A 14,045-nucleotide genomic window follows, 5' to 3' on the forward strand; every position below is an offset into this window, starting at 1 on the left:
GGGGTGAGTGTCTCTGCCAAGGCGGGGGCTGGCAAGGGGCTCACCACAGTTGGGCGATTGTGTGTAGCGCGGTGATGCCGGCGCCGGCGGCGATCCAGCTGTCGAGACTGTCCAGCAGGCCGCCCTGACGGGGCAGAACTTGCGGGTAGTCTTTCACACCTGCGATGCGTTTGTGGCGCGAGGCGGCGAGGTCGCCAACCACGGCGAGGACACCGACCAGCAGCGCGGTGAGGGCGGTGGGCAAGAGCGGCAGGCCGAGAGCTGCGGCGGTGATTAGTGAGAGGGTCAACAGGGCCAAGCCGCCACCGAGCAGGCCTTCGACGGTTTTGTTGGGGCTGAGGGTGGGGAAGGCCTTGGTGCGGCCCCACATGGCGCCGAAGAACAGCGCAAAGCTGTCGAAGATTTCCACCATCAGGTAGGCGGCGAGCAGGAATGGGCCGAGGGTCGGGTCGACGGTGCCCGAGGCCAGTAAGCAGGCGGGTAGGATTGGGAAGATCAGCGTGGACGCGATGGCTTTGCGCCGTCCAATGATCAGCCGGGCGAGGGCGATGAAGAACAGGCCCAACACAGCCAAGCCGCCCAGTTCGTGCATCATGGCTGCAAAGGCCAATGCGCCAGCTGCGAGGCCGATCAGGAGGGCGGTTTGTTTTGAGGGCATGCGGACAAAGACAACTTCGTAGCTGATGCGCGCCACGATTGCGGGCAGGGCGATCAATAGCGCGGTGTCTCCTAGCCAAAACAGCGCCGTCAGCACTGCAATCAAGGCGACGGCTGTGCCGAGGGTTTTGCCAAACTCCATCGCGTCTTTGCGGCGGGCGGGGATCAGCGCCAGCACGGCGATGATGCCAAAGCCAAAGGCGTAGATGGCGACAATGGCGGTGGTGACTTGGGCTAACGTGAGGGCGGTCATTTGGCCTCGTGTTTGCGGATGATCCGCCGCTGGTGCCAGCGCAGGATGGGCGAAATCAAACTGCTGAGGCTATTGAGCGCGCGCATTTGCGGGCCCGGTGTGACCACCGGTTTGCCCATCTCCATGCCTTTGATCAGACGACCGGCCACATCCACTGGCTGCCACAAACCGCCACCTTCGGTGATTTCTTGCGTGGCGCTGGGCTTGGTGCGTTTTTCCGCCTCTAGCTGGGGTGTGTCGGTATCTGGCGGGTAGATCAACGTCACCGAGATGTTGGTGTTTTCCAATTCCAGATGCAGAATTTCCGCCAATCCGCGCAGGGCAAATTTGGAGGGTGCGTAGGCACCATAGCCGTAGATGCCAAAGAAGGCCGCGCCGGAGGCGATCAGGCCAAAGCGCCCGCCGCCCGCCGCCGCCATCGGGCCGCGCAGGGTCTCGATGAAGGTGAGGGTGCCAAAATAGTTCACGTCCATATGACGCTGATGTTGTTCAAAATTTTGCTCGCGGAACAGGCCCGGCTCGGCGATGCCCGCGCTGGCAATGGCCATGTCCGGCGGGCCAATTTTGCGCACTGCAGCTTTCAATGCTTCGACAAAGCTCACGCGGTTGGCCACGTCGACGGCATAGACCTCAACCTCGATGTCCGGGGCCGCCTCCAGCAGCGCGTCGCGGGCGGCCAATAGTTTGGATGCGTCCCGTGCAAACAGCGCAAGGCTGTAGCCTTTGATCGCCAGCTCCCAAGCGGCGGCAAAGCCAATGCCGCTGGACCCGCCGGTTATGAAGGCGGCGGGCATCAGGCACCTTCGTTGACAAACCGCAGCACAACGTCGTGCGCGTCGGTGTCTTCAATCTGCTCTGGCGGGTGCTTGAAAAGGAATGCGGAGGCTTCAGAAATTGGCCCAGCCAAACCGCGATCCTTTGCGATGCGCGCCAAGCGGATGGCCACCAACGCTTCGGCGGCGGCGTTGGGACTATCTTCTACGTCCAGACGCACTTCGATGTTGGTGCGCGCGCCGCCAAACAGGCGGCCCTCTAGACGCACATAAGCCACTTTGCGGTCCTTCAGCCACGGCACATAATCGGACGGGCCGATGCGAATGTCATTCTCATCGAGACGCTGCTCCATGGCGGATTGCACCGCCTCGGTCTTGCTTTCGCGCTTGTTGGTCAGGCGCGCATTTTCGCTCATGTTGAGGAAGTCGGTGTTGCCACCCACGTTGAGCTGATAGGTGCGGTCAATCTCCACGCCGCGCATTTCCGCCAGATTGGCCAGGGTGCGGTGCAGGATGGTCGCGCCCATCTGTGCTTTGAAATCATCGCCCAAAATCGGCACACCTGCCGCGCGGAATTTCTCCGCCCAGACCGGATGTGAAGCAATGAACACTGGGATGCCGTTGACCACCGCCACACCTGCTGCGAGTGCGCATTCGACGTAAAATTCCACAGCTTGCTGTGAGCCAACCGGCAGGAAAATGATCATCACCTCAGCGTTAAGCTCTTTTAGCGTGGCGACAATTTGATCTTTGGTCAGAGCGGGCTCATCAGACAGGCGGAAGCTGCGGTCTGCCGGATTGGCCAGCATATGCGCGGCCACCCCATCCAGATCAGGGCCGCGTAACACGGGGGCGGATTGGTCCGCCAAGTCGGTGTGGAACTGCTCGGTACAGTTGGGCGCGGCAAAGGCCGCTTCGCCCAACGTCTTGCCCACTTTGCGGCTGTCGACGTCAAATCCGGCCACCAATTCGACATCGCCGGGTGTGAAGCCTGCCAACTCCGGAAAGCTGACTCCAACCGCCTCCTCCCCCAAAGCGCGGCAGTAGGAGACGCCCTGAATCAGCGAGCTTGCGCAATTGCCGACGCCAACGATGACAGTGCGGATGGGGGAAGGAACAGAGGCGTGGGTCATTCGGTATAAGCTCCGCCGGAAACGGCAATGGTATGAGTGACATAAAGACCTGTTAGGGGGTCATTTGTATAGAGGCGCAGGCGCGTGACCTTTGGAAAGAGGCCACTCTCGTCCACGTCCAGATAGGCATAGATCAAGCGGTAGTCGCGGTTGTTGATCCTGGCAAAAAATGCTGCGGTAAAGGGCGCGGTCTGACGCAGTTCCAACGGGTGGGACTTTAATCCGTTGAACGTCAGGCGCAGGGCATTGGGGGTGTCGGTTGTGCGCAACCTCACACCAAAGCCAAAGGCACGTTCATACCAGCGCAGCGGCATCACCTGCCCTTGGTCCTGAAAGCGGCGCCAATAGACCGCAACAGGTGTTTCGGTGTCCAGATTGCCAGCGGCGTCAAAATGCGCGGTGTAGACCACGGTGTTGGCATTGATCGTGCGTTGCAAGAAAAACAGTTGATGCAGATCGGCTGGATGGCGGAACTTCGGGTTCACATGTGGCAGGTGTGGTGTTTCCGTGAGTGACAGCGGCGTGAGGGAGGGTTTTGCCGATGTGGCAGCGGTGGTCAGGCAAAAACACACAAGGGTCAAGATGGCGAAGGCCCAGACTCCGTTGAGGCACCGGCAAGGGCGCGGCATGGTCGTGATGGCGTTCCCGGTCATGCCGCTATTCCGCGCTGAGACGTTGTCGGGTCGCTGTGGCTGTGATCAGTGCCGTCGCCACGGCAGCAATCACCCGATCAATGTCGGCTTCAGAGTGAGCCGCGGAAATGAAGAAGCGGATGCGCGGCATGTCCTTGGGGATGCCAACATGCACCACCGGGGGGGCATAGATGCCTTGTTGCATCAATGCTTCGGCGACAAACACACAGTCGTCCGGGGTTTCAAACAGGATTGGCACCACAGCCTCGCCAATGGCGGTGCCGGTGTTCAATCCGGCCGCAGCTGCTTTTTGCATGAAATATTGCGAGTTGGCGCGCAGTTTGGTGACACGTTCAGGCTCGTCACGCAGCAGGCGTAGGGCCGCGTGGGCGCTGGCGGTTGTTGCGGGGGGCAGGCCAACCGAATAGACAAACCCCGGTAGGCAGAAGCGCATCCATTCGATCACGTCGGTATTGGCGGCGATAAAGCCGCCGGAGGAAGCAAAGCTCTTGGACAGGGTGCCAATGGCAATTTCGACGCGTTTGGGGTCTTCGCCAAAGTGTTCACACAGGCCGCGACCAGTTGCGCCCAGCACGCCGTAAGAATGGGCCTCGTCCAGAAGCAGCCAGGCGTCGTAGGCGTCTTTCATGTCCAGAAGGCGCGGTAGATCGGTGATGTCGCCATCCATGGAAAACAGCCCGTCAGTGCAGATCAGCACACGGCCATAGTCAGCGCGGTGTTTGTGCAACAGGCGCTCGAGATCGTCGAGATCGTTGTGGGCGTAGGTTTCCATGCGGGCTTTCACGCCGCGGGCTCCAACCACAATCGAGTTGTGGGACAGCTCGTCCACCAGCACCAGATCGCGCGGGCCAAGCAGCAGGCCGATAACGGAGACATTGGTGAGATAGCCGGAGATCACGGAGAGCACGCCGCCCACCCCCAGGAAATCCGCCATGTCTTCTTCCAGCGCGCGGTGGGCAAGCCGTTCGCCGCCGACAAGGCGGGACGCACCCACGCCGGTGCCTTGCGTGTCCAACGCATCTTTGGCGGCTTCAACGGTTTTGGGATGATGCATCAGGCCCAGATAGTCGTAGTGAGACATCGAGAGGTAGCCATCCGGCCATTGGTCGGATCGGGCTTCCAGCGCATCGGTTGGTACGAAATACGGGTGACCGTTTTCGATCAAGGCACGTCCGCTGAGGCGAAAGCGACGTTCGGCAAAGGCGAGGAAGCTGGAACTTGGTGTTGTCATCTATGTCTCCGCAGCCGCAGCTGCGCCAATTGCCAAAGGGTCTGGTTCTAAAAATGGATCCAAAGAACACGCGGGTTGATATATGCTCTTGGTTTAATATGACCGTTTAGTGGCATTGGGTCCAGAACAATGCAAGAAACGATTGCCTGACACCCCCATGAAGCACGCGGGTATCTTGGCTTTATGCATAATTCTGCGGCGGATCGGTCAAGGGTAGGGTCTAGATGCTTGCTCCGACAGGGATAATCATGTTGAGTTAACGTAAGACGCTCCGCCACGTGGTGGATAATAACGAGAGCGTGGCGAGGGAACTTGGTGTGACGGCACTTCTGACGGTTAAAAACCTGAGTATTGGCTTTGGGACTGATGCTCCCGTGGTCGAGGATGTCAGCTTTACGGTTGAGGCCGGAAAGACGCTGGCGCTTGTCGGGGAGAGTGGGTCTGGCAAGACGTTGAGTTGCCGCTCTGCGCTGCGGATTCTACCGGCGGCGGCACAGATGCGATCAGGCTCGATTGTGCTGTGCGATCGCGAAGGCGGGCATCCAATCGACCTGATGGCGCTCAGCGAAAAGAAGATGCAGGACATTCGCGGCAATCGGGTTTCGATGATTTTTCAGGAGCCGATGCGCTCTTTGTCGCCGTTGCACCGGATTGGCAATCAGGTGTCTGAAGCGCTGAAGCTGCACCGGGATTTTGACGCAGCTGAGCGTAAAAAGCGCGTGCTGGCGATGTTTGAACGGGTGGGCTTTGTCGATCCGGCGCGGGTCTACGGAAGCTATCCGTTTGAATTGTCCGGCGGGATGCGCCAGCGGGCGATGATTGCCATGGCGATGGTCGGTCGGCCGGATATCCTGATCGCGGATGAGCCCACAACGGCGCTGGATGTGACCACGCAGGCACAGGTGCTGGGGCTGATCAAAGACCTACAGGCCGAGTACGGCATGGCGGTGGTTTTGGTGACCCATGACCTCGGCGTGGTCGCCAATATGGCCGATGACGTGGTGGTGATGAACCGCGGGCGGGTGATGGAAAGTGGTCCTGCCGAGTTGATCCTTGGCGACCCTCAGCACCCCTACACCAAAGACCTGATGGCGGCGGCCCCAGAAATTCCGGCCACGCCAGCCGACCGCCCAGACGAGGCAGACCGCGATTACATTTTGGAAATGCGCGACGTCAACAAGACCTACATCCTGAAAGGCAGCGCGCCGTGGAAACCCAAAACGGTGGTCAACGCCGTGCGCGGTGTCGACTTTGGCGTGGAGCGCGGCAAGACGCTGGCCGTGGTGGGCGAGTCGGGCTCTGGTAAAACCACCTGTGCCCGTATGGCGCTGGGCGCGGAGCGGGCGGATGCGGGCGCGTCGATCCTGTTTCGGGAGACCGCCGGGTCCGAGCCGGTGAACCTTCAGGATTTGGACGGCGATGCCCGGCTGAAATTCCAGCGCAAAGCGCAGATGGTGTTTCAGGATCCTTACAGCACGCTCAATCCGCGCATGCGGGTGAAAGACGCGCTGTGTGAACCATTGGAAATTCACGGCATTGGTTCCCCAAGTGACCGGATTGATCGTGCGGTGGAAATCCTCAAATGGGTTGGGCTGAACGAAAACATGCTCACCCGCTATCCACATGCGTTCTCTGGCGGTCAACGTCAGCGTCTGTCGATTGCGCGCGCGTTGATGTTGAACCCGATCTTGCTTGTGTGTGACGAGCCGACCTCGGCGTTGGATGTCTCGGTGCAGGAACAGGTGTTGCAGCTTTTGGAAGACATTCGTGATAGGTTGAACCTGAGCTATCTGTTTATCAGTCACGACCTCGCGGTGGTGGCGCGGATTGCGGATGAGGTGGCGGTGATGCGCTCTGGTCTTGTCGTCGAACAAGGTCCGCCGGAGCAGCTGTTTTACAATCCAAAGCATCCCTACACCAAAGCGCTGATCGCGGCGCAGCCAGAGCCGGACATCTCCCGGCCTATTGACCTCAAAATTGTGGCTCAGGGGGCGGGTTCACCGTCGTCTTGGCCCGAAGAATTCAGATTTGTCGGCGCGGATGCCCCTCCGCTGACCGAGACCGACCCCGGACATAAGGTACGTTTCCATGTTTAGAACCCCGATCCTTGCCGCGGCCTTTGCCGTCTTGGGCCTGAGCGCCGCGCAGGCGGAGTATCAGGAGAGCAGTTTCTGGCAATCCGATGTGGACGCAGGCAGCCTGCCACCGGTGGCGGAACGGGTGCCGGACGCGCCCAAGGTTGTGGACCTCAAACTGCGCAATCGCGAGCTTGGGCAACAAGGTGGCACGTTGCGCACCATGGTGACCCGCTCCAAAGACGTGCGTCAGATGGTGGTCTACGGTTATGGGCGTTTGGTGGGGTTCAACGAGCGTTACGAGCTGGTCGCGGATATTCTCAAAAGCTTTGAGAACGAAGACGACAAGAAGTTCACTCTGCACCTGCGTCCTGGCCATAAATGGTCCGACGGGCACCCTTTTACCTCTGAGGACTTCCGTTACTTCTGGGAAAACGTGGCCAACAACGAATTGCTGTCGCCGTCTGGCCCAGTGGATTTCCTGCGCGTCGAAGGCGAGTTGCCGAAGGTCAGCTTCCCGGATGAGCTCACAGTCATTTATGAATGGAGCAAACCCAACCCGCAGTTTTTGCAGATGTTGGCGGAGGCGCGGCCCCCCTTCATCTATCGCCCGGCGCATTATCTGAAGCCGTATCACGCGGATTTTACTGACGAAGAAGAACTGCGCGAGCGGCTGTATGAGGCGCGGGTGCGCAGTTGGGCGGCGCTGCACAACCGCCAAGACAACATGTATAAGTTCGACAATCCGGATCTGCCCACCTTGCAGCCCTGGATGATGGCAACCAAAGACGGCAAGAGCCGGTTCCTGTTTGTGCGCAACCCCTACTATCACCGGGTCGACACCAACGGTGTGCAATTGCCTTACGTTGATGTGATCGAAATGCAGGTGGTGGCTCCGGGACTTGTGGCGGCGAAAGCCAACGCCGGTGAGGTGGATCTCCAGGCACGGGGACTGGACTTCAAAGATGCGGCGATCCTGAAGAAAGGCGAAGCATCCGGCGGTTACAAAACCAAGCTGTGGGGCAATGGCACCGCCAGCCAGATCGCGATTTACCCCAACCTGAACTACAATGATGATGGCTGGCGTGAAGTCATGCGCGATGTGCGCTTCCGCCGGGCGCTGTCGCTGGCAATCAACCGCAAAACCATCAACAAAGGCCTGTATTTTGGCTTGGCCAAGCCCGGCGGCATGACGGTTCTGCCGGTGAGCCCCTTCTTCAAAGAGAAGAACCGCGACGCTTGGGCAATCCGTGATCTGGAAATGGCCAATGCGCTGCTGGATGAAATGGGCTTGGACAAGCGCGACAAAGACGGCTTCCGCCTGTTGCCGGATGGGCGTCCAGCGTGGATGGTGATTGAGACGGCTGGTGAACGGCAGGAAGTGGAAAACGCACTGCAGATCATCACCGACAACTGGGCCGAGATTGGCGTGAAGCTGATCATGCGGCCGTTGGAACGCGATATTCTGCGCAACCGGGTTTATGCCGGTGAAACCATGGCCTCTACCTGGTTTGGTTGGGACAATGGCTTGCCGCAACCTTATACCTCTCCGTCTTATCTGGCACCGTGGGATCAGGCGTTTCAGTCTTGGCCCAAATGGGGGCAATATCACCAAAACCACGGCGCGGTTGGTGAGCCACCAGACCTGCCAGCCGCGATTGAGTTGAACGATTTGGCGCATCAGTGGACCAAGGCGTACTCCTCGGTGGATCGCGGTTTGATCTGGCAGAAGATGGTCGATATCCACGCCGACAATGTTTTTGCGATTGGCATTGTGAACGGCGCACCGCAGCCGGTGGTGGTCAGCAACAGCCTGCGCAACGTGCCGGAAAAAGCCATATGGGCCTGGTCACCGGGCGCACATTTCGGGGTGCACCGCCCTGATGAATTTTTCTTCGCGGAATAGGAGCGCAGAATGGCCCTGCTGCGGTTTGCAGTCTTTCGGTTCCTGACCATGCTCGCCACACTTGTCGTGGTGTCGGTGCTGGTGTTTTTGATCATCACCCTGCCGCCGGGGGACTATCTGTCCAACCAGATCAACGAGTTGCGGGCAACCGGACAATCCGCCGGCATTGCCAAGGCGGAGTTTCTGCGGGCGGAGTATTCGCTCGATCAGCCACTCTACAAACAGTACCTGATCTGGGCGGGGTTTATGCCGGGGCCGCATGGGTTTGCCGGGCTGTTGCAGGGGGAATTTGGCTGGTCGTTTGAGTTTGACAAACCGGTGGCTGACTTGGTGGGCGGCGCGTTGTGGATGACCGTGTTGGTCAACCTCGCGGCGGTGTTGTTCATTTATGCGGTGGCCTTGCCCTTGGGCATTCTGGCGGCGGCAAAATCCAAAACCTGGGTGGATTATACTTCGGCCTTTGTTGGGTATTTGGGGTTGGCTACGCCAAACTTCCTGCTGGCGCTGATCTTGTTTTATTACGGCAATCGCTATCTCAATCTGCCGATTGGCGGTCTTATGGATCCGCAATACGAAGGCCAACCGATGAGCTTTGGCAAGATGAAGTCGGTGTTGATCCACCTGATCATTCCAACCTTTGTGATTGGCACCTCCGGCGCGGCGGCGATGATGCAGCGGCTCCGGGCAAACCTGCTGGATGAGTTGGGCAAACCCTATGTGGAGACTGCCCGTGCCAAAGGTATGAGTGAGCCGCGGATGCTGACCAAATACCCGCTGCGTGTGGCGTTTAACCCGTTTGTGGCGGATATCGGCACCCTGCTGCCCTCGCTGATTTCCGGGTCGGTCCTGGTTTCGGTGGTGCTTGGCTTGCAGACTATTGGGCCGCTGTTGCTGTCTGCCCTGAAGTCACAAGATCTGTTCCTGTCGGCCTTTGTGCTGATGTTTGTGGCGCTGCTGACCTTGATTGGCACTTTGGTGTCTGACCTGTTGCTGGCGCTGCTGGATCCGCGCATTCGATTTGGAGGGCGGGAGCGATGAGCATGCAACCCGATGGGCGCTATGTTGATCAGGCGCCATACGACCCCGAAGCGGCCGCAGAGGCACGTAGCGCAGAGTTGGACATGTCCAATGCGCGGTTGTTGTGGCTACGGTTTAAGGAACACAAGCTGGGCCTGATTTCCGGTGCCTTCCTGCTGTTGGCTTATTTGTCGCTGCCGTTTGCCGGATTCTTTGCACCCTATTCTCCTAATGAGCGGCTGGAAGACTACATCTACGCGCCGCCGCAACGGATACATTTTATGCATGACGGCGCGTTTGTGGGCCCGCATGTTTACCCAACCGTGGCGGAAATGGATCTGGAGACTTTCAGTTGGAAATATGTGCAGGACACGGAAACGCCTGCCATGTTGGAGTTCTTCTGTGAAGGCTCGGATTACAAACTGGCCGGGTTGATCCCGTCCAACACCCACCTGTTCTGTGCCCCCGAAGGCGCGACGCTGTTCCTGTTTGGTGCAGACCGACTTGGGCGGGATGTGTTCTCGCGTATCTTCTACGGGGCGCAACTGTCGCTGACGGTTGGCCTTGTCGGGATCACAGTGTCCTTTGTGATTGGTATCGTCTTGGGCTCAATTGCGGGCTATTTTGGCGGTTTCCTTGATTGGATCATCAACCGGGTGATCGAAGTGCTGCGCAGCCTGCCGGAATTGCCATTGTGGCTGGCTTTATCTGCCGCCGTGCCCTCACATTGGGGGCCGGTGTCGGTGTTTTTCATCATCTCGATCATCTTGGGGATACTCGATTGGCCTGGATTGGCGCGTGCGGTGCGCTCCAAATTCCTCAGCCTGCGGGAGGAAGAGTTTGTCAAAGCGGCCGAAATGATGGGCGCGAAACCCAGCCGCGTGATCAAGAAACACCTGCTGCCCAACTTCCTCAGCCACCTGATTGCCAGCGCAACGCTATCCATTCCGGCCATGATCCTTGGCGAAACCGCGCTGTCGTTCCTTGGGCTTGGCCTGCGGGCACCAGCGGTGAGTTGGGGCGTGATGCTGAATGACGCGCAGAACCTGGCGTCTATCGAAATCTACCCGTGGACGGCGATTCCGATGCTGCCCATTGTGATTGTGGTGCTGGCGTTCAACTTCTTTGGGGATGGTTTGCGCGACGCGATGGACCCGAACCGCAGTTAAGGCTGCGGTTTGGCCCTTTCCAAAACTGTGTGCCTTAGTGGCAGGCGGAGAGCACGGGGCGCGTTGCGGCTGTGCTCAGCGTCTTGCGGCTGCCTTCAAACGCCGCGCGGGCGGTGTTGATCAGAGATTGCTCCGCACGGTTCCATTTGGCAGTGGCCTTGGGGGCGAGCTGACGTGGTTTTGGCGCGTCCAGCTGCGGAGTTACTTTAACACGCTCAGGTGTCGCTGCGACTTGAGCCGCTTTCCAAGCTTTGGCCGCCTTGCGCGCCATAGCATCACGCTGACGGCGCCAAGCTTGGCATTCCGCGGTTTGCCGTGCAGTGCGCGGGCGACGACGGACACGTGGCTTAGGTGCGGTCTGTGCGTCTTGCAGGGCAAGGTGGTGCGCCACAACGTCATAAGCGGCGTTGATTTCGCTCATGTGACGTGCGGCTTCTTTTGGATTGGTTTTGGCCAGATCAGGATGGTAGCGCCGCGCCAGTCTTCGCCACGCGGCCTGCATCTCTTTTTCAGAAGCGGCGGGTGTGACCTGTAAGAGGTCGTAAGCGTATGCGAGATCATGTGCCATGGGATGAGTGTGGGCCTTTGAGCTTCATTCATCAAGTATTTGGCTAAAATTCTAAGTATCTTCTTAAGTACGCGTTTAGAAGTATGCCGCTTTTGGTTAACGGCTTACCAAAAGAAACAGGGCACGTGCTGACCGCACCTGCCCTGTTGGTTGTTTGATGAAAGGCTTGGTGACCAGCGCTTACCGGTCGTCACCGCCTTCGGGTCCGCCCTCCATGGCGTCCTCATCAATGGCTGCCTCCACGGCCCCGACAACGGCTTCACGTTGCTTGGGGGTGAGGTCCTCGGCGTTGGCGTCATCGGCAATCCGCACAGTGACCTCGCGGTGGGCAAACTTGATGCCTTCCCGCGCAAACAACTCGCGAATTTCCTGATAGACCTTTTTGCGCACCAACCATTGGTCGCCCGGCTTGGTCATGAATTTTACCCGGATGATCATGGCGCTGTCTTGCATCTCCACCACGCCTTGGGATTTCAAAGGCTGAATGAAGTTGTGGCCGATCACCGGATCGTCGAGCAGCTCGACGCCGAGTTTTTTCACCAGCTTGCGCACCCGTTCCACATCGGTGTCATAGGTCACGCGCAGCTTGAGCTTCATGATGACCCAATCGCGGGAGTAGTTGGTGAGATACTGGATCTCGCCAAATGGGATGGTGTGCAGCGGGCCAAGGTGGTGGCGCAGTTGAAAAGAGCGCACAGAGATTTTTTCCACGGTGCCTTTCACCGAGCCAATGTCGATGTATTCGCCTTTGCGGAAGGCATCATCAAACAGAAAGAACGCGCCAGAGAAAATGTCGCGTACCAAGGATTGCGCGCCAAAGCCCACGGCCAAGCCAACCACACCAGCACCAGCAAACAATGGACTGACATTGACGCCCATTTCCAACAGCACAATCAGCACGATGGTGACCACAATCACCAACAAGATAGTGTTGCGGAAGAGCGGCAAAAGCGTTGCCAAACGGGACGCGCTGGCCCCGCCACCCTCATCTCCAAGTTCCGCCTCTTCAGCGGGATCGCCTTGTTCCTCGCGAATGCGCCGGTCGATCCAGATGCGGAAGGCGTGAAAGCCAATGTATCCCATAAACAGGATGACAATCACATCAAGGACGCGCCCGCCCAGCATTTCGTCGTCAATGATGCCGTCTGCGTCAAAGATGTAGAGCGCTGCATAAAGCCCGGCAACAAGCGCCAACACGCCTGAAATCCGGCGTGCCAGTTCCTCAAACGTGTGCATTTGACGGTGATCGATGATGTTTTCGAGGTTGAACAGCTCGGCCTCTTGTTGTTCGGACAGTTGGCCTTCTTCGGTGGCTTCCTCACGCAGTGCATCCGCAGCGTCATTGATTTCTTTGACCGTGCGATTGCGCTCAAAGTAGCGTTCGATGCCGTAGTTGATGGTGGCGTATACCACGATCACGGCTGTCAAAATGGCATAGGCGCCAGCAATCAGAGGAATGCCTGTGTCGTTGCCCAGGATCAGATCCCAGGACATGCTGGCCCAGCCGTAGAGGACGTAAAGGATAAACAGAGGTGCCCAGAAGGTGCTCGCCCAGCGGGTGGCCAAAGGCACACGGTTGGCCTCTCGGCCGTTGCGCAAGGCGTAGGAAATGGCGCGATAGTTTGCGAAGACCAGCGCAATATTACCAAGCGCAAACAAGGTGGACAGCAACAGTGTCATCACTGCGGAGACGTCATAGACCAGCCCCAGCTCGCTGAGCCATTCGCCAAAGATCATGGTGACAACGTCAACAATGCCCAGGCCCATGACCCACCTGTGCAGTTTCTTTGCGTCAGGGGTCGAGAACGGTGGGATGCGGTATTGCGGCAAATATGGCGACAAGATCATCCGCCATATCAACGCGATCATTCGCGACAGAGCGTAGGCCGCAAAAATGGATGCATTGGTGAAACGGACGGCTGTATCGTCAGAGGTGCCAAAGATCAGGAAGCCAAGCAGCACGGCAAACGCCATGCTGACAAACACACCCAAGACACCGGCGGCAAAGCGCACCACAAGGAAGGGAAGCTTCTGCGTGTAGCCTTCAGGGGTTTCCTTTACCAACGGTATGACAAAGCGCGCAGCTAATCTGCGGCCGTAAATCTGCCGTTCAAAGACAATGCCGACGCCCAGCAAGGCAAGGGTGATGAGCAGTTGTTTTGCAAAGAACAGAATGCTGCCGTCCGGGCTTGAGGCGCGCAGGATAAACAGCACTTCATTGATGGCCACGGGCAGGTGTTGAATACGATCCTGCAGCACCTTGTTGAACCCTTCGAGCTCCCACTGAAGGCGCATCACGGTGGTCATGGTAGTGGTTTCATTGACCTCCTCCACGGCTTCGCTTGCCTCCTCGGACATTTTGGATGTGCCGTTGCCGTCCAGAATGATGACGGTCATGCCGTTTTCATTGGCTTGCTGCACAAGCTGGGACATGGCGTCGTTTGTGGTGCCGTCGTCCGCGTCTTGCGCATGCAGTCCCGCGAGAGGCAAAAAGAGACATACCGAAAGAACGGCAAGCAGTAGTCGGATCATGAGGTGGTCTTTCCTGTCGTCGTCTCTTGGTCTTACAGGAAGTGACCGGTGCCGCAAAACAGTTAAGCAGAGAGCGTT

The 14,045-nt window shown here is 58.4% G+C and carries 11 protein-coding genes; 4 read left to right on the forward strand and 7 right to left on the reverse strand.

Going from position 1 to position 14,045, the window contains the following annotated elements; genetic code table 11:
* Nucleotides 1–40: 40 nt before the first annotated feature.
* From Q0955_RS08215 to Q0955_RS08235, 5 genes are read right to left on the reverse strand one after another with little or no spacing between them, the layout of a single operon-like run.
* Nucleotides 41–910, reverse strand: a complete 870-nt coding sequence (locus tag Q0955_RS08215; RefSeq protein WP_299422877.1) for a phosphatidate cytidylyltransferase — start codon at nucleotides 908–910, stop codon at nucleotides 41–43.
* Complete coding sequence (locus Q0955_RS08220; RefSeq protein WP_299422880.1) at nucleotides 907–1,704, reverse strand: SDR family oxidoreductase; 798 nt, start codon at nucleotides 1,702–1,704, stop codon at nucleotides 907–909. The genes Q0955_RS08215 and Q0955_RS08220 overlap by 4 nt, the downstream gene beginning before the upstream one ends.
* The gene (locus tag Q0955_RS08225; protein WP_299422882.1) at nucleotides 1,704–2,816 is read right to left on the reverse strand and encodes an inositol-3-phosphate synthase; all 1,113 of its coding nucleotides are present in this window, start codon (nucleotides 2,814–2,816) and stop codon (nucleotides 1,704–1,706) included. The genes Q0955_RS08220 and Q0955_RS08225 overlap by 1 nt, the downstream gene beginning before the upstream one ends.
* Nucleotides 2,813–3,469, reverse strand: coding sequence for a DUF4833 domain-containing protein (locus Q0955_RS08230; RefSeq protein ID WP_299422884.1), 657 nt, complete (start codon nucleotides 3,467–3,469; stop codon nucleotides 2,813–2,815). The genes Q0955_RS08225 and Q0955_RS08230 overlap by 4 nt, the downstream gene beginning before the upstream one ends.
* A gap of 4 nt (nucleotides 3,470–3,473) precedes the next feature.
* Nucleotides 3,474–4,700: an aminotransferase class I/II-fold pyridoxal phosphate-dependent enzyme gene (locus Q0955_RS08235; protein WP_299422886.1), complete on the reverse strand. Its 1,227-nt coding sequence runs from the start codon at nucleotides 4,698–4,700 to the stop codon at nucleotides 3,474–3,476.
* A gap of 317 nt (nucleotides 4,701–5,017) precedes the next feature.
* On the opposite strand from Q0955_RS08235, the gene Q0955_RS08240 reads away from it, so the two are divergent.
* The 4 genes from Q0955_RS08240 to Q0955_RS08255 are packed head-to-tail and all read left to right on the forward strand — an operon-like array spanning nucleotide 5,018 to nucleotide 10,867.
* Entirely contained in the window at nucleotides 5,018–6,796 is a 1,779-nt protein-coding gene (locus Q0955_RS08240) for an ABC transporter ATP-binding protein (RefSeq protein WP_299422889.1), read from the forward strand.
* On the forward strand, nucleotides 6,789–8,681 hold the full coding sequence (locus tag Q0955_RS08245; protein ID WP_299422891.1) for an ABC transporter substrate-binding protein: 1,893 nt from the start codon (nucleotides 6,789–6,791) through the stop codon (nucleotides 8,679–8,681). The genes Q0955_RS08240 and Q0955_RS08245 overlap by 8 nt, the downstream gene beginning before the upstream one ends.
* A 9-nt stretch (nucleotides 8,682–8,690) precedes the next feature.
* Complete coding sequence (locus tag Q0955_RS08250) at nucleotides 8,691–9,719, forward strand: ABC transporter permease (RefSeq protein ID WP_299422894.1); 1,029 nt, start codon at nucleotides 8,691–8,693, stop codon at nucleotides 9,717–9,719.
* Nucleotides 9,716–10,867 carry an ABC transporter permease gene (locus tag Q0955_RS08255; protein ID WP_299422896.1) on the forward strand — a complete coding sequence of 384 codons (1,152 nt, stop codon included), beginning with the start codon at nucleotides 9,716–9,718 and terminating at the stop codon, nucleotides 10,865–10,867. The genes Q0955_RS08250 and Q0955_RS08255 overlap by 4 nt, the downstream gene beginning before the upstream one ends.
* A 34-nt stretch (nucleotides 10,868–10,901) precedes the next feature.
* On the opposite strand, the gene Q0955_RS08260 is transcribed toward Q0955_RS08255, so the two are convergent.
* Nucleotides 10,902–11,435, reverse strand: a complete 534-nt coding sequence (locus Q0955_RS08260; protein WP_299422899.1) for a J domain-containing protein — start codon at nucleotides 11,433–11,435, stop codon at nucleotides 10,902–10,904.
* 180 nt (nucleotides 11,436–11,615) lie between these two features.
* Complete coding sequence (locus tag Q0955_RS08265; RefSeq protein ID WP_299422902.1) at nucleotides 11,616–13,967, reverse strand: mechanosensitive ion channel domain-containing protein; 2,352 nt, start codon at nucleotides 13,965–13,967, stop codon at nucleotides 11,616–11,618.
* Nucleotides 13,968–14,045 lie beyond the last annotated feature (78 nt).

It is taken from the genome of uncultured Shimia sp. (assembly GCF_947493595.1).
Classification (GTDB): Bacteria; Pseudomonadota; Alphaproteobacteria; order Rhodobacterales; family Rhodobacteraceae; genus Shimia.

What these genes read in the sequence shown, in the direction of transcription:
- Q0955_RS08215 (WP_299422877.1), bottom strand. Translation starts at nt 910, where the DNA reads ATGACCGCCCTCACGTTAGCCCAAGTCACCACCGCCATTGTCGCCATC.
- Q0955_RS08220 (WP_299422880.1), bottom strand. Translation starts at nt 1,704, where the DNA reads ATGCCCGCCGCCTTCATAACCGGCGGGTCCAGCGGCATTGGCTTTGCC.
- Q0955_RS08225 (WP_299422882.1), bottom strand. Translation starts at nt 2,816, where the DNA reads ATGACCCACGCCTCTGTTCCTTCCCCCATCCGCACTGTCATCGTTGGC.
- Q0955_RS08230 (WP_299422884.1), bottom strand. Translation starts at nt 3,469, where the DNA reads ATGACCGGGAACGCCATCACGACCATGCCGCGCCCTTGCCGGTGCCTC.
- Q0955_RS08235 (WP_299422886.1), bottom strand. Translation starts at nt 4,700, where the DNA reads ATGACAACACCAAGTTCCAGCTTCCTCGCCTTTGCCGAACGTCGCTTT.
- Q0955_RS08245 (WP_299422891.1), top strand. Translation starts at nt 6,789, where the DNA reads ATGTTTAGAACCCCGATCCTTGCCGCGGCCTTTGCCGTCTTGGGCCTG.
- Q0955_RS08250 (WP_299422894.1), top strand. Translation starts at nt 8,691, where the DNA reads ATGGCCCTGCTGCGGTTTGCAGTCTTTCGGTTCCTGACCATGCTCGCC.
- Q0955_RS08255 (WP_299422896.1), top strand. Translation starts at nt 9,716, where the DNA reads ATGAGCATGCAACCCGATGGGCGCTATGTTGATCAGGCGCCATACGAC.
- Q0955_RS08260 (WP_299422899.1), bottom strand. Translation starts at nt 11,435, where the DNA reads ATGGCACATGATCTCGCATACGCTTACGACCTCTTACAGGTCACACCC.
- Q0955_RS08265 (WP_299422902.1), bottom strand. Translation starts at nt 13,967, where the DNA reads ATGATCCGACTACTGCTTGCCGTTCTTTCGGTATGTCTCTTTTTGCCT.